Origin of the sequence: Flavobacterium algoriphilum (genome assembly GCF_048158655.1) — a bacterium.
Taxonomy (GTDB): domain Bacteria; phylum Bacteroidota; class Bacteroidia; order Flavobacteriales; family Flavobacteriaceae; genus Flavobacterium; species Flavobacterium algoriphilum.
Genome location: NZ_JBLNKY010000005.1, coordinates 166355 through 192641 on the forward strand (window position 1 = coordinate 166355; position 26287 = coordinate 192641).

23 protein-coding genes are annotated in these 26287 nt (G+C 32.8%); 8 read left to right on the plus strand and 15 right to left on the minus strand.

The window, feature by feature from the left end; all coding sequences use genetic code 11:
- Positions 1-41: 41 nt before the first annotated feature.
- From ACM55G_RS10455 to ppsA, 5 genes are all read right to left on the minus strand, one after another.
- Complete coding sequence (locus ACM55G_RS10455; protein WP_416843867.1) at positions 42-1031, minus strand: NAD(P)-dependent oxidoreductase; 990 nt, start codon at positions 1029-1031, stop codon at positions 42-44.
- A 96-nt stretch (positions 1032-1127) separates the two neighbouring features.
- Positions 1128-2381 (minus strand): dihydrolipoamide acetyltransferase family protein, encoded by a 1254-nt coding sequence (locus tag ACM55G_RS10460; RefSeq protein WP_416843868.1) that lies wholly within the window; start codon positions 2379-2381, stop codon positions 1128-1130.
- Positions 2382-2662: 281 nt separating this feature from the next.
- On the minus strand, positions 2663-2935 hold the full coding sequence (locus ACM55G_RS10465) for a zinc ribbon domain-containing protein (RefSeq protein WP_416843869.1): 273 nt from the start codon (positions 2933-2935) through the stop codon (positions 2663-2665).
- A gap of 392 nt (positions 2936-3327) precedes the next feature.
- The gene (locus ACM55G_RS10470; protein ID WP_416843870.1) at positions 3328-4083 is read right to left on the minus strand and encodes a glucose 1-dehydrogenase; all 756 of its coding nucleotides are present in this window, start codon (positions 4081-4083) and stop codon (positions 3328-3330) included.
- Positions 4084-4093: 10 nt separating this feature from the next.
- Positions 4094-6514: a phosphoenolpyruvate synthase gene (ppsA, locus tag ACM55G_RS10475; RefSeq protein ID WP_416843871.1), complete on the minus strand. Its 2421-nt coding sequence runs from the start codon at positions 6512-6514 to the stop codon at positions 4094-4096.
- 559 nt (positions 6515-7073) lie between these two features.
- Between ppsA and ACM55G_RS10480 the strand changes: the two genes are divergently transcribed.
- From ACM55G_RS10480 to ACM55G_RS10505, 6 genes are all read left to right on the plus strand, one after another.
- The gene (locus tag ACM55G_RS10480) at positions 7074-9395 is read left to right on the plus strand and encodes a PAS domain S-box protein (RefSeq protein ID WP_416843872.1); all 2322 of its coding nucleotides are present in this window, start codon (positions 7074-7076) and stop codon (positions 9393-9395) included.
- Positions 9396-9401: 6 nt separating this feature from the next.
- A complete protein-coding gene (locus ACM55G_RS10485; protein WP_416843873.1) occupies positions 9402-10115 on the plus strand; it encodes a sensor histidine kinase in 714 nt (237 codons plus the stop codon).
- Positions 10116-10133: 18 nt separating this feature from the next.
- Positions 10134-10544 carry a response regulator gene (locus ACM55G_RS10490; protein WP_416843874.1) on the plus strand — a complete coding sequence of 137 codons (411 nt, stop codon included), beginning with the start codon at positions 10134-10136 and terminating at the stop codon, positions 10542-10544.
- A gap of 22 nt (positions 10545-10566) precedes the next feature.
- On the plus strand, positions 10567-10992 hold the full coding sequence (locus ACM55G_RS10495) for a response regulator (protein ID WP_416843875.1): 426 nt from the start codon (positions 10567-10569) through the stop codon (positions 10990-10992).
- Between the two features lie 6 nt (positions 10993-10998).
- Positions 10999-13356 (plus strand): response regulator, encoded by a 2358-nt coding sequence (locus tag ACM55G_RS10500; protein WP_416843876.1) that lies wholly within the window; start codon positions 10999-11001, stop codon positions 13354-13356.
- A 228-nt stretch (positions 13357-13584) separates the two neighbouring features.
- The gene (locus ACM55G_RS10505) at positions 13585-13944 is read left to right on the plus strand and encodes a response regulator transcription factor (protein WP_416843877.1); all 360 of its coding nucleotides are present in this window, start codon (positions 13585-13587) and stop codon (positions 13942-13944) included.
- Between the two features lie 106 nt (positions 13945-14050).
- On the opposite strand, the gene ACM55G_RS10510 is transcribed toward ACM55G_RS10505, so the two are convergent.
- Positions 14051-14497: an endo-arabinase gene (locus ACM55G_RS10510; protein WP_416843878.1), complete on the minus strand. Its 447-nt coding sequence runs from the start codon at positions 14495-14497 to the stop codon at positions 14051-14053.
- A 314-nt stretch (positions 14498-14811) separates the two neighbouring features.
- On the opposite strand from ACM55G_RS10510, the gene ACM55G_RS10515 reads away from it, so the two are divergent.
- Positions 14812-15426, plus strand: coding sequence for a histidine kinase dimerization/phospho-acceptor domain-containing protein (locus tag ACM55G_RS10515; RefSeq protein WP_416843879.1), 615 nt, complete (start codon positions 14812-14814; stop codon positions 15424-15426).
- Positions 15427-15527: 101 nt separating this feature from the next.
- Here the strand turns inward: ACM55G_RS10515 and ACM55G_RS10520 are convergent, their stop codons facing one another.
- From ACM55G_RS10520 to truA, 8 genes are all read right to left on the minus strand, one after another.
- Entirely contained in the window at positions 15528-15812 is a 285-nt protein-coding gene (locus ACM55G_RS10520; RefSeq protein ID WP_416843880.1) for a hypothetical protein, read from the minus strand.
- A gap of 200 nt (positions 15813-16012) precedes the next feature.
- A complete protein-coding gene (locus tag ACM55G_RS10525) occupies positions 16013-16198 on the minus strand; it encodes a hypothetical protein (protein ID WP_416843881.1) in 186 nt (61 codons plus the stop codon).
- 415 nt (positions 16199-16613) lie between these two features.
- Positions 16614-17033 (minus strand): cupin domain-containing protein, encoded by a 420-nt coding sequence (locus tag ACM55G_RS10530; RefSeq protein ID WP_416843882.1) that lies wholly within the window; start codon positions 17031-17033, stop codon positions 16614-16616.
- Positions 17034-17681: 648 nt separating this feature from the next.
- Entirely contained in the window at positions 17682-18170 is a 489-nt protein-coding gene (locus ACM55G_RS10535; RefSeq protein ID WP_416843883.1) for a hypothetical protein, read from the minus strand.
- A gap of 263 nt (positions 18171-18433) precedes the next feature.
- Positions 18434-19219, minus strand: a complete 786-nt coding sequence (locus tag ACM55G_RS10540) for a hypothetical protein (RefSeq protein ID WP_416843884.1) — start codon at positions 19217-19219, stop codon at positions 18434-18436.
- Between the two features lie 351 nt (positions 19220-19570).
- Positions 19571-20959 (minus strand): dihydrolipoyl dehydrogenase, encoded by a 1389-nt coding sequence (lpdA, locus tag ACM55G_RS10545; RefSeq protein WP_416843885.1) that lies wholly within the window; start codon positions 20957-20959, stop codon positions 19571-19573.
- A gap of 255 nt (positions 20960-21214) precedes the next feature.
- Positions 21215-22969, minus strand: a complete 1755-nt coding sequence (locus ACM55G_RS10550; RefSeq protein ID WP_416843886.1) for an ABC transporter ATP-binding protein — start codon at positions 22967-22969, stop codon at positions 21215-21217.
- A gap of 106 nt (positions 22970-23075) precedes the next feature.
- On the minus strand, positions 23076-23846 hold the full coding sequence (truA, locus tag ACM55G_RS10555; protein ID WP_416843887.1) for a tRNA pseudouridine(38-40) synthase TruA: 771 nt from the start codon (positions 23844-23846) through the stop codon (positions 23076-23078).
- Positions 23847-24070: 224 nt separating this feature from the next.
- On the opposite strand from truA, the gene ACM55G_RS10560 reads away from it, so the two are divergent.
- Positions 24071-24568 (plus strand): metallophosphoesterase family protein, encoded by a 498-nt coding sequence (locus tag ACM55G_RS10560; protein ID WP_416843888.1) that lies wholly within the window; start codon positions 24071-24073, stop codon positions 24566-24568.
- A 3-nt stretch (positions 24569-24571) separates the two neighbouring features.
- On the opposite strand, the gene ACM55G_RS10565 is transcribed toward ACM55G_RS10560, so the two are convergent.
- Positions 24572-26266, minus strand: a complete 1695-nt coding sequence (locus ACM55G_RS10565; protein WP_416843889.1) for a tetratricopeptide repeat-containing sensor histidine kinase — start codon at positions 26264-26266, stop codon at positions 24572-24574.
- Positions 26267-26287: the final 21 nt, after the last annotated feature.

Below are 26287 nucleotides of genomic sequence, written 5' to 3' on the forward strand. Positions count from 1 at the left end.
AAACAATAGCTTGTATTGGTTTGATAAATATAAAATCGCAATCAGTTTATTTCATTTTCAGAAATACCAGTGTATGCCCAGGCGTTCAAATTGGCAATTGTGGTATTGGCAATTCCCTCTAAAACCTCATTAGTTAAAAATCCCTGATGTCCGGTAATCATCACATGTGGAAAGGAGCGAAGTTTTAGAAACAAAGGATCACTTACGGGAGAATCAGTATGATCCTGATAAAATATAGTCTGGTCCTTTTCATAAACGTCTAAACCAACTGCTGCCAGCGTTTTGTTTTCTATAGCTTCAACTAAATCTTCGGTATTTACAATACTTCCATGAGCTGTATTAATGAAAATAATTCCCTTTTTCATTTGTGAAAAAGTGTTTTTATTAAACAAGTATTTCGTTGTTTCATCTAATTGTGAATGCACGGAAATTATATCTGAATTTTTGCAAACCTCTTCCAATGAAGCATAAGTGATTGGGATTTCATCCATCAGCTCATTGTTTTCTTGCCTGTCAAAGGCCAAAAGACTACACCCAAAACCATGCATGATTCTCGCAAAAGCTGCGCCAATCTCCCCAGTTCCTATGATGCCTATTGTTTTTCCATGCAAATCAAAACCCACTAAATGATCCAAGCGATAATCACCAATTTGCATTAAAGTTTGACCTAAAACAAGTTTCCTGTTCAATGCTAATAATAAAGATACGGCAAGTTCGGCAACGGAATAAGGTGAATAAGCGGGGACGTTTGCCACTTTTATGGCTAAAGATTTAGCTCTTTCCAAATTGACATTATCGGAACCTGTGGTACGCAAGGCAATATACTTAACACCATGAATATATAATTTTTTCAATACTGTTTCAGAAGCATCATCAGAGGTGTAAAGTGAAACAGCATCAAATCCTTTGGCGAAGTTTACCGTGTTTTTACTCAAAGACTGGCCCGTGAAAACCAATTCGTGATTCCCATGGGCTGCTTTTTTTAGGAAAGGTTTATCAAAATTAAATATGCTATATACTAATACTTTCATTTTTATTTTTTTTAATGTAAAATACTAATTTTGTTAAAATGGTGGTTTTCCCAGTTTTGTTCCAGAATTCTATTTCTAATTTTTTATTTAAAGCAACTATAATGCTTCAGGAATTTGTAAGTATTTATTCAAAGTAACTAAAAATCGACTACCTGTTAATCCGTCTGTAACACGGTGATCACCTGCCAACGTCACAGAAACACAAGACCTGATACCTATCATTCCGTTTTCGGCAAATGGCTGTTCCGAAATACTTCCAAAACCGATAAGGGCTACTTGAGGAGGATAAATTACACCAAAAACGGTATTAGCTCCATCATCGCCAATACTCGTTAGGGTTATGGTAGAATCACTCAATTCGGAACTTTGTAATCTCAATGCTCGAGCTCTTGGAATAATATCATTTAAGGCATCCATGATTTCATCAATACTCTTTAAATTGACTTGATGAAGGGCTGGAACGATAATACCACCAGTGCGTAACGATACTACAAATCCAATATTAATATCTTTTTTTAGCTGTAAACCATTATCCCAAATAGCATTCAGATCAGGAAATTCAAGGAGCGATTTTGCGGTTGCTTTTATCAATAATACAACAGGAAGCAACCGTTGTTTCAGGCTACGTTTACTATTCGCTACCTCTAACCATGCCAGTACATTTGTCATATCAATTCTTTTCTCCAGATAATAATGAGGAATTTCCCTGTTAGACTGACTCATAGCAAACACCACTTCAGAACGAATAGCTGCAGTAATACTGCTCTGATTTTCCATTTCAATTGGTATTTCCTCCGTGTTTTCAATATCATCTATTGTAATGGCTTCATCAGGTTCAGTTCCTGGTATTTTCGAAAGGTCAGTGTGATTGTCATCAGCTACAATTTTTTCAAGTGTGTTGTCCAAATCATCTTTGGTAATGGCTTCATCAGGTCCAGTTTTTGTTGTTTTCGAAAGGGCATCATCCTCTGAAATTCTTTCGGGTAATGGAGGTGTTTTATGAGAAAGGTCTTCAACTTTCGAAGTATCAATTGATTCGATTATTTTTTCTTCTATCGATTGTAATGGCATCGATTCTGGGATTTTTTCTTCTTTTTTTGTTTCCGATGAAACTTCCTGAGGATTTATTAATGCTATTACAGTTCCCACTGGGACTTTAGTACCTTCTTTAATAAGCAATTCTCCAATGGTTCCTTCTTCAAATATTTCAATTTCAATCAGTTCTTTCTGTGTTTCAACTTCGGCAATAATATCCCCATACTTCACTGTATCACCTGGTTTTTTTTTCCATTCGATCAATGTAGCGTCTTCCATATTCGCGCCCAAACTTGGCATTAAAAATTCAATCATGGCGTATCATTTTTTTATCTGTATTAATATTTTTTTTCTGAGGAATCACAGCTTCTTCAATATGGGCGGATTAGGGAATAGGCACCTCAACACTGCACAATTGCCGGTGCATCCAAACCATAAATTTTTTTCTCCACACATCTTCCACACTAATTGCCTGTCGCGTTTTAGCAACCCAAACCAAGACAGTTTCTCATTCAATACTCTTCGAAGAGCTTGTTTAAAGCCTAGCGATATGGGATTTTTATCCATTACTGTTTTCCAGGGGTTGAATAGATTGTTTAGTCGATAAATTGTTTGTTTTTCCAGCGCTTTAGTACAGGTAAAACATTTAGAGCTTTTTGAATCATGTAGTTAGGGAGTTTCTTTTTTTCCATATGAGCTTTTACGACTTTTCCCATTTCTTCTAAATTCATTTCTGGATTTTTAAATTGGCTATCTTCATAACAATACTTACAATAATCATTGTTTTTAAGACCGTTATTCTCGGTCCCTTTTGATTCTTCTGTTGTCAATGGCATTCCGCAACTTTGACAAAAATGAGTATTTTCCATCTTGGTGATTTTTTAAATAGTTAGTTTTGTTTCATTTTGTTATTTCTAATTTATTTTTTTGATTAATCTAATTTTTTTTTAGGATTTCTGCTTTCACAAAATGGACTGTAGTCTGATTTTTATTTCAATGTTGCTTTTAAAAGCGGTAAATTAAAGTTTCCGTTTGTTGGATGAATTATTTTCTTGGAATACAGATTAACTACTCTTTCTTCTATAGATTTTGAAAAAAGACAATACTTTGTCTAAAATATACTCGGTTGTATCGCTCCGGACGACCATTTAATTCTCAGGCAATACGGTCCATGAAAAAGAAATTTTTACTATTTAAAAAGTGGCGCTCTATTTTATTTTTGATGGAATTCATAAAACAAGTATTACTATTATAATTAATTTTATTGCGCTATAAAACCACCATCAACAGCCATGGCAAGTCCCGTTACAAAAGAGGCCTCATCAGAGCACATCCATATTACCGCGTTAGCTATTTCTTCTGGAAGACCAAAACGATCAATTGGTTTCAAGCCAGTGAACTGTTCTACAGCTTCTTCACTAGTTCTGGTAAGCTGATCAATCATTGGTGTTTGAATTACTCCAGGACAAACTGCATTCACTCGGATTCCGAGTTTAGAACATTCTAATGCCGCAGTTTTTGTTAATCCTACAATATCCTGTTTGGAATGTGTATCGACAGGTAAACCTGAGTGTCCAACCAGCCCGGCTCCAGATGAGCAATTGACAATTACACCTTTTCCTTGTTTCAGTATTTCAGGGATTTCGTATTTCATGCAGAGCCGAATTCCTTTTAGGTCTATTCCGATGGTTTTATCCCAGTTCTCCTCTGTACTGTCCTGTGTCAAAGCAGACATTCCGTCGCTACAGGCGTTGTTACAGGCATAATCCAATCCGCCAAAAGTGCTAATGGTTTTGGCTACCATTGCTTTTACATCAGTGGATTTTGATACATCACATTTAATGAAAATGGCATCTTCTCCCATTCCTTTGATAAGGTTCACCGTTTCATTGTTTTCCAACCAATCCACAACAGCTACTTTAGCTCCTTTTTCTGCGAAAGCAAGCGCAGTAGCTTTGCCAATTCCTGAAGAACCGCCTGTTACAATTGCTACCTTATTTTTAAATGTTGTTTCCATACAAGAAGTATTACATTAGAATTGGTCTCTTTGTTTTCTTTTCTGCATCCAAAATATTTTTAATTCCTTTTATCAAAGCATCAGGGTTAAATGAAATGCTGTCGATGCCTTCATTTACTAAAAATTTAGTAAATTGTGGAATATCGCTCGGCGCCTGACCGCATAATCCTACTTTAATGTCAATTCGTTTGGCGACCCGAATCGTTTCTTTAATCAAATATTTTAGGGCTGGATTTTCTTCATCAAACAAATAACTTACTAATGCGGAGTCGCGGTCCAAACCTAATGTGAGTTGGGTTAAATCATTCGAACCAATAGAAAATCCGTCAAAGAGTTTTGCAAATTCATCCGCCATTAATACATTGCTTGGAATTTCAATCATTACATATACTTCCAGTCCGTTGATGCCTTGCACTAATCCATTTTTAGTCATTTCATTGAGGACATTTTCTCCTTCCTCAACTGTTCTGCAAAAAGGAATCATCAGTTTCACATTATGGAGGCCCATTTTATCGCGTACTTTTTTCATGGCTTCGCATTCCAAAGCAAAACCTTTTCGATAAAAATCACTGTAATAACGCGAAGCACCACGAAAACCAATCATAGGATTTTCTTCGTGAGGTTCATAATATTTTCCGGCAATGAGGTTAGTATATTCATTGCTTTTAAAATCACTCATTCGTACAATTACCTCTTTTGGATAGAAGGCAGCAGCAACGATTGCTACAGCCTCGGCCAGTTTATCAATGAAATAATTTTTAGGGTCTTCATAGCCTTTGGTTAGTGCGGCTATTTCTGCAACAATATTTTGATCGGTTATTTTTTCGGGTTCACATAACGCCAACGGATGAATTTTAATGGTATTTGAAATGGCAAATTCCATTCGCATCAAACCGACACCTTGATTTGGATAATGGCTTAATTCAAAAGCTCTTTCCGGATCGGCGAGAATAAGCATGGGATCTGTTTTTGGCATTTCAAGTTTACTGAAATCCTGTTTCGTTATTTCCCATTTTAGCAATCCTTCGTATATATTTCCTTCTTTACCTTCGGCACAGGAAACGGTAATTTCCTGACCATTTTTTAGTGCAGCTGTAGCATTACCGCAGCCCACTACCGAAACGGTTCCCAGTTCTCTCGCTACTATGGCCGCATGGCTAGTACGTCCGCCTTTGTTGGTGATAATCGCTGAAGCTCTTTTCATGATGGGATCCCAATCAGGATTAGTTAAATCAGTGACTATAATTTCTCCATCTTGCAATAAATGACCTTCTTGTGGACTATTTAAAATACGCACTTTCCCCGAAGAAATCTTGTCCCCAAGAGCAATTCCTTGAGCCAAAAGTGTACTTTTCTCTTTGAGTGTATAGATTTCCCGAACTTGTTTATTTGCTTTTCCATGTACGGTTTCCGGCCGCGCCTGAACAATATAAAGTTGGTTATTCAAACCGTCTTTTGCCCATTCAATATCCATTGGTTTTCGATAATGCTTTTCAATTTTATAACACCATTGAGAAAGCTGAATTACTTCTTTATCGCTTAAAGAAAACTGGTTTTGTTTTTCTAAGGAAGTGTCCGTATTACTGATTGTGTTTTCTGGGGAGGAACTGGTGGATTTATCGGCATAAATCATCGTAGACTCTTTTCTGCCGCACTTTCTTTTTAGAATAGGATCTAAATCTGTGTTTTCTAAAGTAGGTTTAAAAACTATCCATTCGTCAGGGGTAACAGTGCCTTGAACAATGTTTTCTCCTAATCCCCAAATACTATTTATGATAATGGTATTTTCGAATCCGCTATCTGGATCAATAGTAAATGCTACGCCAGAAGCTGCTTTATCGCTTCGTACCATTTGCTGTACGCCTACAGAAATGGCAATATCTAGTTTGGAAAAGCCCATATCATGCCGGTATTTTATGGCACGGTTCGTGTACAAGGATACAAAGCAATGGTGTACGGCATTGATTAACTGTGTTGCATCATTGATATTTAAAAACGATTGCATTTGTCCTGCAAAACTTGCTGAGGGTAAATCCTCTGAAGTTGCGCTGCTTCGCACTGCCACGTCAATATTATTGTTGCTGCATTGTTCACTAAGGGAATGGTAAGCAGCTTCTATTTCATCCCGAATTTCCTTTGGAATTGTTGCTGATAAAATAATATTCCTTGCTTTTTCTCCAATGGAAGAAAGATTAGAATACTGTTTTGTATCCAATGAAAATAATAAATCTTCAAGAGGTTTTTCCAGATTATTTGCTTTTCGAAAGTGGCGATAGGCTGCTGCAGTAATTGCAAATCCATAAGGGATGTTGATGCCTTTTGGATTAAGCTGATTGTACATTTCGCCAAGAGAGGCATTTTTACCACCAACTTTATCAATGGCTTCAATACCAATTTGGTTAAAAAAAAGAATGTGTTTGTACTTTGCCATTTGGTATGTTTTTTGAATAGAAACTGACCATTAGTTTGTTAAAATTGTAACAGTGGAAAAATAGCTGAGGCGTGCTTTTTTGGTTAATCAGACCGTAAATTTTTTAATTCAAAAGTAGGTTTGAATTTTACTTAAATTTTTGAGGTTAAAAAAAGGATAGTAGGTATTCCTTCTTGTTGAAACCTATAGTGTAAATTTAATCAATTAATTATTTTATTGGTATTAAAAATGATGTTTTTTTTGTGGTTATTTTAAATTAAGTAATTAAAAAACAGTAGTTTGTGGTTTTATTTTATTTAAAAAAAAATGGAAATGGAAATCAATGTTTTCTTAATAAAATAAAAAAATGTTGGCAGTATTAGATGATAAGTAATATATAAGAAAAACGGTTGTAATTATTTGATAATATTAAGTTTTTATAAATGTTAATACTGCAAATTGAAACATTTTTGTAGTTTGGACCGTTAATTAAGTTGTAAAAAGAGTAAGTAAAGCTATAAAACCGTTAGTTTAGAACTAAAAATTCTGTAATATTGTTATTAAAGAAAAAGCCCCTTTGATGAAAAAAAATCCGATACCGGAAAATGAAATAAAAAGACTTAAAGCACTTAAAGAGTATTCCATTATGGATTCTTTACCTGAAAAGGAATATGATTCCATAACCCAGCTTGCCTCTTATATTTGTGAAACTCCCATAGCCTTAGTAAGTTTGTTAGATGAAGAAAGACAATGGTTTAAATCTAGCGTTGGATTTGGGCTTTCTGAAGCTCCAAGAAACGTATCTTTTTGCCAATATGCAATTATGGGCGATGAAGTATATGAGGTCAATAATGCAATGGAAAATGAGACATTTGCTAACAATCCTTTAGTGACAGGGAATCCTAATATTAGGTTTTATGCTGGAGCACCGCTTAAGGATGAAAATGGCTTTAATTTGGGTTCACTATGTGTTATAGATACCGAGCCTAGAATATTGACAAATAAACAAAAAGATGCTTTAAAATTACTTGCCAATCAAGTAGTTTTATTATTAGATTTACGAAAAAAGAATTCGAATTTTATTAAATCCCAAAGGGAATTCCAGAATTTTATTGAACTTTCAAAGGATTTGGTTTGTATTGCGAACGTGGATGGTTATTTTTATAAAGTTAATCCTGCTTTTACAGATGTATTGGGATATTCTAAAGTGGAATTAGAAGGGAAACTATTTAAAGATTTCATTCATCCGGAGGATTTGGATAAAACATTTAAGGAAGTTGAAAAATTATCAAATGGACATGAGACTATCAGTTTTGAAAACCGCTACCGTTGTAAAAATGGGAAATATGTTTTATTGAGTTGGAATACCGCTCCAGATCCTGATTCAAGGAATTTATATTGTATTGCAAGGGATATTACAAAGGAGAAAGAAGCGGAGTTAAATTTAATAAATAGCAATAAACTACTAGATGAATCGCAAAGTATCGCTAAAATAGGAAGTTGGAAATTTGATTTAGTCACAAAAGACCTTATTTGGTCTAAAGGACATTATGAGATTTTTGATTTAGAGGAATTGGCTTCTGATCAGCTTTTTAAAGCCTACCGAAGTAAAATTCATCCTAGTGATTTATCGGGTCTTGACAAAGCACTTGAAAAAACATTAACAACTGGAGCCGACTTACATTATAATCATAGGCTCTTATTTTCTAACGGAACTCTAAAATATGTTGTAGCTGTAGGGAAACCTTATAAAAATGAAAAAGGAGAGGTATTAGGCATTCAAGGTACTATTCAGGACATTACAGACAAGACATTAGCGGAACAAAAAATAGAAGAAAAAGCAAAAGAAATAAACGATATTAAGTCTGCATTGGATGAAGCAGCAATAGTAGCCATAACGGACCAAAAAGGTGTTTTCTCTTATGTTAATGAAAATTTTTGTGCAGTTTCTAAATATTCTAAAGAAGAACTAATAGGACAAGATCAACAAATAATTAGTACTGGTTATCATAGCATAGAATTTAGAAGAGAAGTATATGGGACAATTGCGAATGGAAATATTTGGAAAGGAGAAGTGATGAATAGAGCAAAAGATGACTCTTTTTATTGGGAAAATACCACTATTGTTCCTTTTTTGAATGAAAAAGGAAAACCGTATCAATATATAGCGATTAGCACTAATATCACACAAGAAAAATTAGCAAAAGAGAATTTAAATAGTGCATTAGTTGATCTCGGGAAAAAAAATAAAGAACTTGATCAGTATGCTTATATCGTTTCTCATGATCTTAAAGCACCTTTAAGAGCTATTAATAATCTTTCGGAGTGGATTGTTGAAGATATGCCTGAAATGCCCGATGACGTTAGCGCTAATTTTAAATTGTTACGCGGTCGTATACAGCGGATGGAAAACCTGATTAATGGCGTTTTGGAATATTCCCGCATTGGAAGAACAAAAATTGAAAAAGAAACAACTGATTTAAAAAACATGTTGAATCAAATTATTGATTCTGTTGTCCCTATTGAAGGATTCGAAGTTTCCATTATGGATTCTATTCCTGTTATTGAAACAGAAAAAATCCTTTTGCAACAGGTTTTTAGCAATCTGATTAGCAATTCAGTCAAATACAATGATAAACCCATTGGTAAAATAGAATGTTTATATGAAATATTGCCTGATTTTCATCAATTTACCATAAAAGATAATGGTCCCGGTATTGCAAAAGAATACCATAAAAAAGTATTTGAAGTTTTTCAAACCATTGAAGCTCGAGATAAAAAAGAAAGTACAGGTATTGGATTATCAATTGTTAAAAAAATAATTGAAGAAAAAGGAGGTGCTATTTATATAGAATCTGAAAATGACAACGGCACAAGTTTTATTTTTACACTTCCTAAATAATTGAGTATGACAGCATCAGAAAAAAAATGTCAGGAGGAATTGGTCGTCCTTAAAAAGGAATTTGAAGAGTTTGTTTATATTGTCTCGCACGATATAAAAACGCCACTGCGAGCCATTTCAAACTTGACAACTTGGATTGAAGAAGATTTGGGAAATAATGCAGACAATGCTATTTTAGATAATTTTAGATTACTGAAAAATAGGGTAGAGCGTCTTGAAAAAATGATGAGTGCCTTACTTGAGCTTTCTCGTGTGAATAAAACTGAGATGGAGTTATATGAAGTGAATATTCCTAAATTAGTCAATGATTGTATAGCAATTTTAGATGATAAATCTAATGTTGATTTTCATTTTATTTATAATTTAAAAAATGAAAACACGGTCACTATGGGTAAGAAATTGCAAAAAGTACTGTTTAGTTTACTCGATAATGCTATTCGTTTTCATGATAAAGAGGAAAAGAATATTTTTGTTGAAATAATTGAAAATGAAACAGATTATGAAATAAAAGTAAGCGATGATGGTCCAGGAATACCGGAAGACGTAAGAGATAAAATTTTTTCCATTTTTTACACGGTAAACTCTAAAGATATCGTAGATTCAACCGGTGCGGGATTAGCAATAACAAGTAAAATAATTAAATTAGCAGGAGGCGCCTTTAAATATACTCCAGCTGTAAATAACGGGTCGGTTTTTAAATTTAATTGGCCTAAACAATAAGAATAAAAAATTAAAATTATGACACAAAGATTAGTAAACATTTTATTAGTAGAGGACGATGAGGTTGATGTGATGAATGTTAAAAGAGCATTCTCTAAAAATAATATTAAAAATCCACTTTTTGTGGCAGGAAATGGGGTTGAAGCTCTGGAAATGCTGAATGATAAGATTATTCCTTTACCGAAAATTATTATTTTGGATATTAACATGCCTAAAATGAACGGAATAGAATTTCTGAAGGTTTTAAGGGAAGATGAAACACTTAAAAATATTTCTGTCTTTGTGATGACTACATCAAATGAAGACAGTGACAAAATTAAAGCCTATAATTTGAACGTAGCCGGATATATTTTAAAACCGTTATCTTTTGAAAAGTTTGTTGTTTCAGTTTCTACACTTAATAATTTCTGGCAATTGTGTGAATTGTAAGTTTTTTTCTTAAATCTACTTTATGACGAATTCAAATATTTTATTAGTAGATAATTGTGCCGCTGACATTGAAAATGTAAAAAAAGCATTTTCTGATATCGGTATTAAATCTACGTTACATTTGGCTCAAAATGATAATGATGCATGGCTAATGTTGCAAGGAGAAAATAAGATATCACCCATTCCAAAAATTATATTGATAGATATTAATGAGGAAAGTGTAAACGGAATAAACTTATTAAGTAAAATGCGAGTTCATCCGGATTTAAAATCAATTTTAGTTTTTGTAATAACAAGAATTGATAATGAAGTTAATAAAGCTGCAGCTTTAAATTTAAACATTGCAGGATACATGCATAAACCATTTGAAGGTAAAAATACCACCGATTTTTTTTCAATACTTAATGACTATTGGAATATTATTGAATTTTCAAGTGAAAAAAAATAAAATTATATGGCAGTTGCTTTAAAAATATTGATAATCGACGATGATAAAGTTGATTCTATTACCATAATTCGTTCGATATCCCATTCTGGAATTATTGCCGATGTTGAAAGTGCTTTTTCAGCTAAAGAGGGTATTGAAAAGATAAAGTCAGTTCATTATGACCTGATTTTTTTAGACTACCTGATGCCTGATAGTGATGGTATTTCTTTTTTAAAAAAATTGAGAGATATAGGTATAGAAACGCCGGTTATTTTTGTGACTTCGCAAGGGGATGAGAAAATTGCCAGTCAGGCTATTTTAGGCGGAGCTTCTGATTATATTCCAAAAACATTACTCACTCCTGATGGCATTTCACAAAGTATCAGAAATGCAATTAAACTTCACAATAGCCTTGAAGTGCGAAAAAAAACCGAATTGGCTTTAAATATTAATGCAAACAGACTTTACGAAGCTCAAAAGTTGGCCAAGATTGGGAGTTGGGAAATAAATCTAAATGACGGAGACGTTTTTTTCTCAGAAGAAATTTTTAATATTTTTGAAATTGATAAAACTACTATTCCTTCCATAGCTCTCATTAAATCATGTTTAATTAATTCAGACGATATTGAACTTTTTGAAAGTAATCTCAATTATGTCAAAAATAGTAATTCTGAAGTACAGTTTACCCATAGTATATTGTGTGAAAACGGAACGATTAAATACATTAATGAATTTATAAAATGTTTGAATGATGAACATAATGTGCCCTTCAGGGTTTTAGGCACGATTCAGGATATTAGTGAGCAAAAGCGCATTGAAAAAGAATTAATAAAAGCTAAAGATCTCGCGGAACAATCTGTTAAGATAAAAGAACAGTTTCTTACTAATATGAGTCATGAAATTCGTACTCCAATGAATGGGATTATAGGATTTGCAAGAATTCTGGAAAGCACAAATTTAGACACCGATCAGAAACAAAGTGTAGAAGCAATAAAAAGAGCCAGTAAAAACTTATTAGTTATCATTAACGACATCTTAGATTTTTCTAAAATAGATGCCAATAAAATGATATTTGAAGATGTAAATTTCTCCTTGTCCACAAATATAAATTCAGTAATTGAATTGCTTTCTCCTATTTCAAAAGAGAAAAAAATAAAGTTATTGTGTGAAATTGATCCCGAAATAAATGATTTTTTGATTGGAGATCCCACACGGTTATCTCAAATATTGATTAATCTGGTTGGAAATGCGTTAAAATTCACTGAGAAAGGATATGTTGAGCTAATTGTTTCGCAGGAGAACGAATCTGAATTTGATACTTTTATCCGATTTACTATTATAGATACAGGCATTGGTATTCCTGAAAATCTGTTCGATTCTATTTTTGAAAGTTTTAATCAGGCATCCAATGAAACGACGAGAAAATTTGGCGGGACCGGTTTAGGACTCACCATTACCCGTAAACTCATTGAGTTGCAGGGCGGTATGTTGACTGTAGAAAGTGAAGTTGCTAAAGGGAGTGAATTTTCATTTTTATTGCAATATAAAAAGGCTCAAAAAGGAATTGTTGAGCCAATAAAAGTAAAAAAAGAATCATTTTCCTATAATTTCTTGAAAGACATAAAAATACTTTTGGTAGAGGACAATGAACTAAATCAACTGCTCGCAATTAAAGTATTTGAAAAATGGGAAAAAGAAATTGATATAGCCGAGAACGGAAAAATAGCCATCGATAAAATAGAAAAAAATGATTATGATATTATTCTGATGGATATTCAAATGCCAGAAATGGATGGAAATGAGGTTACAAAATATATACGAACCAATATGGGATCTAAATCGAATATCCCAATAATAGCCCTGACTGCGCATGCTACATTAGTTGAAGAAAAGAGAAGTTTAGAAAGCGGTATGAATGATTACCTGTCTAAACCTTTTGATTTTAATGTACTGCTTGAAAAATTACAACACAATTTAATGAATGTAAATAATAATAAAACTTTTGATTTTCCAGAAGAAGAACAAGTAGTGACTGAAAAATTAGTCAATTTTAAATATTTAAATGAATTTGCCGACGGAGATACTTCCTTTATTGAAAAAATGATATCCTTGTTTTTATTTAATACCCCGCCAGCTTTAGAAGCTATAATTGAGGCAAATGAGATTGATAATATAACAGTTTTAAAAGCTGAAGTACATAAAATAAAATCGGCTATTAGTTTGTTAGGTATTACAAAAGCATCGGAATGTATTGAAATTATAGAAAGCGAAATGGTAACAAATCCTTTGGGAGAAAAGCGTAAAGAAGAAGTTAGAAGTTTTTATGAAATCTGTCAGCTTGTTTTTAACGAATTGGAAACAGTTCATGGTTTTTCTAAAATATAATAAGTTAGCAAAATCAAAGGGGAATGAAAAACGTAAATAGTATTATAAATACGAATAGTTTTTTATAAAATACGGTTTGTTTTGGGTAGTAATTTTACAACAAATTTCTAATATATTGAAACTATTAATTATTTATAAAAGGTAATTTTGAAAAAAAGAATGTGTTTTTAAGAAATACAAACGCATTTTTTAAAACCTAATTTCCATAATGATTAATTAAAATAATAAATGAAAATACTAATAGCCGAAGATGATGAAATGATGCTAAAAACTATTGAATTTAAACTTATTCGTGAAGGGTATGAAGTTATTTCATGCCCGGATGGTAATGTTGCATTAGATAAAATAGTTTCAGAAAAACCGGACCTTATATTGTCCGATATTGAGATGCCTTTTGCTTCTGGATTAGATATTATTAACACAATAAAAATAGACTTAAAACTAAATACTCCCATTATTATATTGTCAGCAGTAGGTTTAGAAAAAAACGTGTTAAGAGCTTTTGAATTGGGTGCGGATGATTTTATTACAAAACCATTTAGCCCTAACGAATTAATAGTTAGAATTAAACGATTTTTATTAAAATAATAATCTAAAAAAAACTCCTTCTTGTTCTATAAACAAAGAAGGAGTTTTTAATATATATGATGTTGCTTGATAGCATTCATTGTTCACTAACCAGTTCTATAATATTTTATTTCAGATTATACATATGTATCGATTGTCCTACTAATTTCCATTTTCCTTTTATTTTTTCTAATAATCGGATTTCATAGGAGAATGTTTTTTTGCCGTCTTTTGCTGTTGATTCTTCATTATGACTTACCCAGGCATTATTCTTTTGGATACTCATTTTGTAGTTGGTGTTCACCGCAAAGCCACCGTTACACATTGCACTAGGATTTGTATTGATCATCGCAGCTGGAGGAACGTCTATTGTAATACCTGCTGCGGTCGAAACTAAAATCCTGCTGTACGGCTGAATGTACCAGCATTCCGTATGACCTTTACTATCAGCAGCTCTCCATGTGGCCGATTCTTTTTCTAGGAGTCTTTTTATTGATTCAGATTCATCAATTTTTTGACCGTACCCTAATATGCTAATACTTAGAATTAAGAAAAGTGATAATTTCCATTTCATGTAAATTGTGTTTTGTAGTTATATTAATTGATTTATTTACTAAAGATAATGTAATTCTCATTTAATGATAATCTTAGAACTAAAATTTTAATTTTATAGCAAAAGCGCCAGCTGGTTTCTGTTAGTTCCATGAGTAATTTCGGACTAAAATAACACAACTATTTTGACTTAAAGAAATGTTTTTTTTAATAATAAATGTATAACTATCTAAATTACATCACTTTGGGTTGATATGAGTTAATGGTATTTAATGCTAAATATAGGGCTATATTGAATAATTTAAAGCTACATTAGCTTAACCTTAAAAATCAATCATGGATTCTTTTGAAGAAACTAAAAAACTACTGGATAACTCCGTTTTATTTTATATAATAACTGCGAGTATGGATGGAACATATTCTTATATAAACGGACATTATGCCAAGCAATTTTCACATATCAATAATAATTTGGTTGGTCAGCCCTGTTATATTACAATGCATCCGGATGATATTAACACTTGTGTAGAAGTTTCAGTCAAATGTTTTGAGAATCCAGATAAATTATTTCCAGCAACAATAAGGAAACATGACGGGAAAGGAGGGTATGTTTATACTCAGTGGGAATATAAAGCAATGTTTGATGATCAAAAAAATCCAACAGGTGTATTCTGTGTTGGATATAATATAACCAAATATGTTGCCGAAGAATTAGAACTGCAAATTGCTCATGATCAGATTGAGAAAAATACGGATACGATTGAAAAAATTGTTTTTCAGCAATCACATCTTATTCGGGCTCCGTTGAGCAATATAATTGGGCTTACTAGCATTTTGGACACAACATTATTAGATAGTAATACGAAAAATATTTGCGATATGATATTAGAAAGTTCAAACCAACTTGATGAAGTTATCAGAAGTATTATAAATATTGCTAGGAAGACTTAGTTTCACATTGTCAGAATGTATTATTTCCAGATAATAAAAAAGCTATACTAAATAGCGAATTGATTATAAGTGGTTTGACGTTGCTTTATCGTTTTACTGTTTTACGATCCGGCGAATGGTGTCCCGAAGATTCCTACTGCAAGTTCAAGCCAAATGAGGACGAACATTGTTAGAAGAACTGCACAGATGGTAATGCGGTGCTCGATTTTGCTTACCTTTCTTATTACAAGTTCGCACATGAGTCCGGTGCCTAGCAATAGGAAACCTGCGATAATAAAATCGAACAGAGTCCAGTTTACTTCATCCGTGAACTGCATTGCAATTAATGGAATGAGTAATAGAATCAATGTTGTGAGCACAATACCAACAAGTCTTTTATTTTTCATAGTTATAAAAATTTTTATTTTTTATAATAATTGTTAGCCTAGTTCTTAATATGTCAAAAATCCATTAAAGAAAAGTTGGGTTATGGGAAATTCACCTTTCCCCTCATATAGATACCAAAATAAATAATAATTCATAGTAAAGCCAAACTAATTATCAACTAAAGTGGCACCTACAACCCCAAGTTTTTTTTCAGCGAGCTTTAATACAATTTTAAGCAGTAAAACGAACCGTAACCAATCATATTAGTAGCAAAATAAGGTTTTAAGTTGGGAACTGCTTTTTGAATAAAATCGTGGAGAAAATCAATATCTTTCTTGCGATCTTCTGGTAAGTTCAAAAGATATTCTTTTACAGATGCGGCCTCATTTTTTGCAAACATGTTCATGAGTGTAGTATTTATGTTTAATTTTTAAATAAGTCTATTTCCAAAGCTTTTATTAAAGCAAAAATAATATTAAAGATTTATTGTCAAATACTTTTTTCCTTTGTTAAGAGTCAACGGGTGCATTTTGAGCCCGAGTTCGTCCACTAAATCAATTTTTAAGTTACAGCTAAATAAGTTAACCGCTACCCCAAACTTTACTATCAGAAACATGTGAATTTTTGAGCTCTTCTATACTGCCAAACTTTTGAGGAATTCAATCCGGTGCTTGTATTACTCCAACTAATGTAATGATGGATAAGAGGATTATTTTTCTCATAAAAAATCCGCCTTGTTGAAACGTGGCGGATTTTGGTGTTTTTAATCCTGTTCAATAAATGGAATTAAATGAATTGTTGTTGTTAAGAGGGTTTTTCAATTATCTTTTCTTATCCGCTGGCCTCATGGAATTCATCTTTTTATGCATCATTGGTTTCATCTCGGTCACAATAAGTTTAATAGTGGAGTTTCCTACATTTTTGGCCATGTGAGTTACTGCAGGCATATACATTGCACTGCCTGTTTTGATTTCCATTGCAGTTGCGGTCTTACCTTTCTCGGTAATTTCAATGCTACCTCCGGTTTCGGCATAGATGACATGGTTTGGATGACTGTGCCAAGAAGTTGTCATTCCTGGCTTAAATTCAACTTCCATAACTCTTACTTTGTCATTTTCAAGAAGGATTTTTTTATACACATTTGACGATACTTTCATAGGATCTTGTGCATACAAACTCGTACCCTGTGTTAGGAATAATCCAAAGAGTAACGTAACTAAAATTATTTTGATTGTTTTCATTTTTTTAAATTTAAAGTTTTTTAGTTATTTTAATTTAATGTTTTTCTACTTGTTTGGCTTTTTGGTTTCGCCGGTTTTTTAAGGAGACGATGGTTTCGTATTTCATCTTTGTTGTGAGTCGGCATCAAGAAGCATATGACTGAATTATCAGTATTCTTGTTTGTCCGTAACTGCTTGTAGCTTTTAAATCAAATTATAATCGGTTTAGATTTACTATAAGCTTTGGCGTACTAATTCTTCCTTTTTTTGAATGCTAAGGCGCAATATATGCGCCCTATTTACGAAAGTACTAATTTACAAAAAAAATGAATTTAAAGTTAAATAAAGAGTTTTTTTTAGATATAATTTATTGATTTTCAATATTTTGTCTTATTAGTGTTTAATTGTTATAGAAAATTGAATGTATTAAAAAAACCCGTTTTACCTTTACTCCAAAGAATAAAGTATAACGGATTTAGTATTTTAAATTCAACAATTAACTGCACTCAAAAAGTGTCAGAGTGATGTTGTTATTTTATCAGATTTAAGCCGAGAATTAAAGTTAAAAATGTATTTGTTGAACATTCAAATGTTGGTTAAAAGTTAAAAAAAATCATTTTTGAAAACATTTATTTACCATAATATTCATTTTTGTAATTCACCAAGTTTCTAATTTTTGCTGAATGCTAAAAAGTCGGTTCCACCATTGCTGCCGACAACTTCTTTTAATTTAATATAACTGGAGGAATTATCAATTATTTCCCAATCATCAATTATTTCAACAAAATTTATCGGAGGTGTAAAAGTAATATCGAATTTTAAATCGGATAAATTGTCGATATAACCATTTGTGTCTGTAATTGACCAAGTTCCAGTGTAAGTATTTGTTCCGTCAGTGGCAGATAATACATTATTTGCTCCAAAGCTAAAATTGAATCCATTGAAATTAATTATTTCATTTCCGTCAGTGTCCCAATAAAAATTTATTTTTAAAGTTCCATCAGTAACAATAATAGTAACACCGTTTTGGTTATCTATTGGAGTTACACCTTTTAAACGATTGCCAGTATTCAAATCATTCATGTTTGGATTGCAAGCTGAATTAATTTTAATAATTATCAATACCGGCTTTAAACTGAATTGTCTTAGTGTTTTCATAGCAAATAAATTAAATGATTTAATTTTAACATTTTACTACATAAATAATATACAATACAATCAAATTTACGAATTTATATTAGTTTATTTGTTAAAATATTAAAAATAATTTCAACGATATAAATGTTTTTTTGTTGCTTTTAAAAGCATGAAAAACACGATTTGTAAACTTATCTGATTTGTAAACCTGAAATAAAAAATAGATTATCTTGATTATGGAAAGGGTAAGCCAGTGGTAACAATAATTCAAGTTTTTCTATAAGTTACTTTATTATGATCCTGTTTTTTGAAATAATAACTTTATTGTAAATTCCTTCAAAGGCATAATTTTTAATAAAACTCGCCATCTTTTTTAGTTCATTAATTTGATTGAGAGTCGAACGTTTTATTGCACGGGACATTTTAATTAGATTATCTGTATGGTTTTTAATCTCCATAGTTAGTATTGATTGTATAATTTCTTTTTTCATTACATGTCCACTCATTCCTTGTTCAGTAATTGAATTAAATTGATTGAATTTTTCTGTAATTTTTAAATTTTCAAGTCCTTGATAAGTATGATTTTGTCGTTTATTTAAAAAAGTTTTTTTCATTTTTAAAATAATAGAATCATTTATTGTGTTTACTGAGTCTTCAGTTTCAACTTTTATAAGAGAAAATTTAATAGGCATATTCTTTTTGAAATGTAATATGGTATTTATACTTCGACTACTGGTTACGAATCCTGAATAGTGTTTTCTAAGAGTTAATTTGTGTCCAGATACGCCAAAGCTATGTTTAATATATCCCTCAGTACAATAGGCAAATAAAATTGACGATTTACTTAATGATTCAATACTCAGCATTGTATCATCAGAAAATGTAATGTTAACTTGAATGGAACTAATGCCATTTATAAATGGTATCGCCTTAATATTTCCCTTGATTAAATCTGAATTTAAGGTTAAATTAAATTCGTTATTTTTTGAATCTAAAACCCCTTTAAGGGAGGTTTCAAGTTCATCAAAAACTTGATTTATTGTGCCAGTGGTAAGATAAATGTTTTTCATGAGACGCACTTTATAAATAATTATAAAAGAAAAATTGTTTCCGTTTATTTAACTATTTTTCGATCTATCCAAAGTACGGGATTATGTGTAAATTGTTTGTTGTATAATTAGTTAAAAATATTTCATAATTAATTGATAATAGGTGCTTTATAGGTAGGGCTATAACGTAAATAAAAAACTAATTTTTTAAGCCATCTTACGGTAATAGACACATGCAGCAGTTTTTTTATTTTAGGTTTGGGTTCTCAAAGTAAAGTTTTGTCATTAGGATAATCATAAAAAATCCGATTTGCTTTCACAAATCGGATTCCTATATGGGATATCAAAAATCCTTAAACTACGATCTAAAATCTATAGGTGTATTACTTCGCCATACGCATCAGCAACGGCTTCCATAACGGCTTCACTCATTGTTGGGTGTGGGTGAATTGATTTTAGGATTTCGTGTCCTGTAGTTTCCAGTTTACGTGCAACAACTGCCTCAGCAATCATATCTGTAACTCCGGCTCCAATCATGTGACAACCCAACCATTCGCCATATTTGGCATCAAAAATTACTTTTACAAAACCATCCGGAGTTCCTGCTGCTTTTGCTTTTCCTGAAGCTGAAAATGGGAATTTACCAATTTTCAATTCATATCCTTTTTCTTTAGCTTGTTTTTCAGTCAACCCTACTGAAGCAATTTCAGGAGTTGCATACGTACAACCCGGTACGTTTCCATAATCGATAGGTTCTACGTGAAGCCCTGCGATTTTCTCTACACAATTGATTCCTTCAGCAGAAGCTACGTGTGCTAATGCTTGCCCCGGTGTAACATCACCAATAGCATAATATCCAGGAATATTGGTTTGGTTGTATGCGTTTACCAAGATTTTATCTCTGTCAGTAGCAATACCAACTTCTTCTAATCCTATATTTTCAATATTGGTTTTGATTCCAACTGCTGAAAGCAAGATTTCTGCTTCCAGAACTTCTTCTCCTTTTGCTGTTTTTACAAATGCTTTAACACCTGCTCCAGTGGTATCAATTCGTTCAACTGAAGAGCTGGTCAAGATTTTGATTCCTGCTTTTTTCAAAGAACGCTCCATTTGTTTCGAAATATCTTCGTCTTCAACGGGAACTACATTTGGCATGAATTCTACAATGGTAACATCAGTTCCCATAGAGTTGTAGAAATGTGCAAATTCTACTCCAATAGCCCCAGAACCTACAATAATCATCGATTTAGGTTGTGTTGGCAAAGTCATTGCTTGTCTGTAACCAATTACTTTTACACCATCTTGTGGCAAGTTTGGCAATTCACGAGAACGTGCTCCAGTTGCAACTATAATATGGTCAGCGCTGTATTCAGTAACGTTATTGTCTTTGTCGGTAACATCAACTTTTTTTCCTGGTTTTAGTTTCCCAAAACCATCAATCACGTCGATTTTATTTTTTTTCATCAAGAATTGAACCCCTTTGCTCATTCCGTCAGCAACACCACGACTGCGTTGTACAACAGCTGGGAAGTCTTTGTCAAAAGATGAAACAGTCAATCCATAATCAGAAGCGTGTTTTAGATAATCAAAAACCTGAGCTGATTTAAGTAACGCTTTGGTTGGGATACAACCCCAGTTCAAGCATACTCCGCCTAAGTTTTCTTTTTCGATTACGGCTACTTTAAAGCCTAATTGTGATGCTCTAATAGCGGTAACATATCCTCCAGGACCACTTCCTAAAATTATAATATCGTATTTCATTTTTTCGTGTGTTTTCTTATTTAATTGATTGGGCGAATTTAAGGATTTATTCTGTTTTGAGAAAATTTCAACGAAATAAAGTAATAAACTAACAAAATTTCAAAAAAGCACTATTTTTTTTTAAATGCTTACAGTATTATCAATATAGAGATCTAATTTTTTAACGATCTTTTCATAAATTTTAATTGTATTTTAAAACTTAGCGCCTTTGTGTCTTAGCGTCAATAAAATTTTATCGTCTTTGCAGTAAAAAAACTAATTAGCCACCGAAAATTGCGAATCATACAAGTTCTTGTAGTACCCACTTTCACGGTTGATTAACTCTTGATGCGTGCCTTGCTCTACAATTAATCCTTTGTCCATAACCACAATTTTATCAGCATTGACGATAGTTGCAAGTCGGTGTGCAATCACGATGGACGTGCGGCCTTTGGTAATCGTTTCAGTGGCGCGTTGAATCAATTCTTCAGAATAGGTGTCTATCGACGAAGTCGCTTCGTCCAAAATTAAAATACTCGGATTACTCACATACGCTCTCAAAAAAGCAATCAACTGACGCTGTCCTGACGAAAGCATTACTCCACGTTCTTTGACGTCAAAATCATAATTATCAGGTAAAGTCATAATAAAATTGTGAACGCCAATTTTTTTGGCTGCAGCCAAAACCTGTTCCCTGCTTATCGCTGAATTATTCAAGGTGATGTTATTAAAAATAGTATCTGCAAAAAGGAAAACATCCTGCAATACCACCGCAATTTGCGTACGCAAGGAGCTTAAAGTGTAATGTTCAATATTGTGATTGTCAATACAAATGGAGCCACTGTTGATTTCGTAAAAACGGTTTAACAAGTTGATAATCGTTGATTTTCCCGCTCCTGTAGAACCTACAATCGCAATGGTTTGTCCGGCATTTACTTCAAGATCAATTCCTTTAATCACATCTTCTTCAGGAGTATAACCAAAACGAACGTTTTCGAATTTTATATCCCCCTTGAAAATTGGCGCTTCAATCGTTCCGGTATCTTGTATTTGATCTTGGGTATCCAAAATATCAAAAACACGATTTGCCGCTATCATTCCCAACTGCATTTCGTTGAATTTATCCGCAATTTGGCGCAACGGATTAAACAACATTCCGATGAACATGGTGTACGAAAACAAATCTCCAAAAGTGGTAAAATTATCCCCGTTTAGTATCTTGATTCCGCCATACAACACGATAAATCCTAATGTCAATGATGAAATAATATCGGCAATAGGGAAGAAGATAGAGTTATAAAGTATGGTTTTAATCCAGGCTTTATTGTGTTTGTCATTAATGCTTTTAAATTTTTCAAATTCAATGTCTTCTCTGTTGAAAAGTTGCACAATTTTCATTCCCGTCACACGTTCCTGAACAAAAGAGTTCATATTGGCAATTTGCGTACGCACTTCCTCAAAAGCCACCTGCATTTTCTTTTGGAAAATTCGCGTGAAGAAAACCAGAATAGGCATAGCCACAATTACAATCCAGGTCAGCGTCCAGTTCATGTAGAACATAAAAAGAAGTACCACAACCATTTTCATCAAGTCACTGATAATCATAAACAATCCTTGACTGAAAATTCGGGCGATTGCCTCAATATCCGATACAGAACGTGTTACGAGTTGCCCCACGGGAACAAGATCAAAATACTTCATTCTAAAACTCAACAAGTGTTTGAATAGTTTTGTCCGAATGTCTTTCACAATATCCTGACCCAGCCAGTTTGCCCAATATACAAAGTAAAACTGCGAGAATACCTCCATTAAAAGCACTATTCCCATCAAGATTACATACATCAGTAAACCTTGTTGATCATGGGTTTTTAGGTAACCATCAACTGTTTGTTTCAATAAATACGGGCGTAATGCAGCAAATATGGACAGTGAAATGGCAAAAATAATCACGCCATTAAAACGCCATTGGTACGGTTTCGTGTATTGTAATATTCGTTTAAATAATCGGGTATCAAATGCTTTTGCTTTCATGTTTTTTGGTTTATCCTGATTGTTTTCAGGAGCTATTTCCAGCTATTCGTTTCAATCTTTTATGTTTTTAAAGAAAAACATAAAAGGATTTCCACTGCTATCTGGGCTATTGTGTAATGTAATCGTATTCTATTTTGGTTAAATATAAACCATGTGCCGGAACCGAAAAACCAGCTTTATCTCGGTTTTTACTTTCTATAATAGCAACAAAATCAGCCAGTGTAATCTTGTGCAATCCTATATTTACTAATGTTCCCACAATGGCACGCACCATGTTTCGTAAAAAACGATTTGCCGAAATCGTAAAAATAAGGTTGCCATTTTCTTGTTTGTCTGCGCCCTGTTCGGCCGTGCCTCGAGTCCAATAGGCTTCAAAAATCGTGCAGTCAAATGTGTTCACATCCGTATTCACTTTAGAGAAACATTGAAAATCCGTAAAATTAAACAATAATTTGGCCGCTTCGTTCATTAAGTCCACATCTAATTTTTGATTGAAATACCAACTTTGCTCTTGCGAAAAAACATCTTTAAACGTGTTGATATGGTATTCATACGTTCTTTTAGTCGCGTCAAAACGCGTGTGCGCTTCGTCATGAACGGGAAGAATGCCATAAACAACAATGTCTTTGGGTAAGTAGGAGTTGAGCTTGTGAACTAAATTTGGAATATCAAATGGTTTTTCAAAATCAAAATGAGCGTACATTTCTTTAGCGTGCACACCGGTATCCGTGCGTCCAGCTCCCATAAGATTAATCTCGGTATTCAATAGCACTGAAAATGCTTTGTTCATTGTTTCCTGAACTGATGCAGCATTGGGTTGGTATTGCCAGCCATGATAATTGGTTCCGTTGTATGCTAATTTTATGAAATACCTCAAGTGATTTTTTTTGAAGTGACAAAGATACTTATTAATTTTTGTGTCACGAAGTCCCCATGGTGCAAAAGTTTGTTAAGTTTTAAATGGATTTTTTATTTGGAATTTGATTGTCTAATTTTACCAAAAATCCTAGCCCAGATAAAAGCGGTATCCTTTTTATTCGCCTTTTTGGCGGATATAAAGATACAAGCGAATAGCTGGAAATAGCTGCTAATAAACCTGTTTTGAAAAAAATACTACTCCTTTCTGATACTCACAGCCATATTGACGATACTATTTTAAAATACGTCGCTCAGGCAGATGAAGTCTGGCATGCAGGCGACATTGGGGATTTGTCCGTAACCGATACAATAAAAAAACTAAAACCGTTGCGTTGTGTTTATGGGAATATTGATGATGCTAAAGCCCGATTGGAATTCCCGTTGCACAACCGTTTTATGTGTGAGGGAGTTGCTGTTTGGATTACGCATATTGGTGGTTATCCGGGGAAATACAATTCCAATATTAAAGCAGAGATGAATGTGAATCCGCCCAAATTATTTATTTGCGGGCATTCGCATATCCTAAAAGTAATATTTGATAAAAAACATAATCTCTTACACATGAATCCCGGAGCAGTTGGGAAAAGTGGTTTTCATCAGGTACGCACAATGTTGCGTTTTGTGATTGACGGCGATAAAATCAAGGATTTGGAAATTATTGAAATGGAGAAAAAAGGCTAACGATTATTTTTCTACAACTGGTACAACGATATAAATTGACGTTCCATGATTTTGTTTGGAATCGATAGAAATACTGCCTTTTAAATTATTTATTCTCGCCTGAATCTGATTGAGGCCAAAACCTTCAAGACTGTGAAAATGGTCGGTATTAAATCCTTTTCCGTTATCGTAAACATGGATTTGTAGTGATTTGTTGTTTTCCTGAATAGTAACTTTTGCATTTTTTGCATTGCTGTGTTTCGTGATATTATTCAATAATTCGCTGATAATAAAATAAATCTTCATTTCAAACCCTTCATTATAACGCGTTTTTGTAGGTAGAAGACTTGAATATTTAAATTCAATTACAGAGTTTGAATTTTTTTCACATAAGTCTTCCAGTGCATAAAATAAACCAAAGCGGGCTAAAAGTGTAGGCATCAGTTCATGTGATAAATCGCGAACTTTATCATGTGCTTCTGCTAAGATTACTTTAGTTTTTAGTATTTCTTGCGGAGGAGATTGATTTTGGGAAGTGAAAACATTTAAATGTAATCCTGCCGAAGACAACAAAGCGCTAATGTTATCGTGTAAAAAGGAAGCGATTTTTTTTCTTTCTAATTCCTGTGCATTTATGGATGCGTTGATTATGTTTTCCTGAATTTTACTTTGTAAATCTTTAAGTTTGTTGTTCTGTTTTAGTTTTGAATTTTGAAATGAAAAGTAAAAAAGAATGATGGTTAAAAGTAATAATGAAATTACTATAATGCTAATTTTTTTGTTTTTAGATTCTGTTTCTACTAATAATTCCTGCTTCGTTTTGTAATTAGTTTCTATTTTGTTAATCTCTCTCCTATATTCATCTATTTCAAGATTAATACCTGCAGTATTGATTTTTTTGAGTTTCTCTTCTGTATTCAGTTGAGCTGTGATGGTATTGTAAAGTGCCAAGTTTTTGTATGCTTTTTCAAATTCACCATTTTTTAATAAAATTTTTGAATATTCTTGATGTGAAAAAGATAAATCTGATTTTTCAATGCCCAAATTTCCAAATTTTATGGCATTTTGAAAAAAGAAGTTGGCTTTTTTAGTGTCATTTTTATTACCATAATACATTCCGTTTAACATGTTTAGTGCAACTGTTGTTGATTCATCACCGTATTTTTGGTGGTGTTTATTTATATATTGTAAATAAGGGTAGCCCTCATCAAAATGGCCAATGTCAAAATAAGCCCAAGTTATATTGAGTTTTGTGAAGACGATTTGGCTAAAATCATTTATTTTTTTACTGTATTCTAATGATTTTTTGTAACAAACAATTCCTTTCCGATATTCTTTTTTATTGAAGCAATAGATGTTTCCTAAATTGTTATAGAGCCAATTTTTTAATTGATTATTATTGGTTTTTTTTGCGTAAAGTAAGCCTTTATTGTAGTAGAAAAAAGCTTTATCAAATTCAGCTAATTCATCAAAATTGGCTCCAATTGTGTTGTATGTGGATGCTATAAGATTGTCATCTTTTATAGCAATGGCATAATGTAAAGCCATTCGTGCTTTAACCAGAGATTTTTCAAAATCCCCCTTTTTCAAACATTTATTAGCGTCTTTTGATAATAGTGTAATTTCTTTTTTGGAAAGTGTTTTTTCTTGAGCAAAAGAAGAAGTGCTAAAAAAAGCTAGCAATAAAAGAAGCAATATATTAATTCGAAATTGAGACATAAAAAAATATTTTTTATTGCT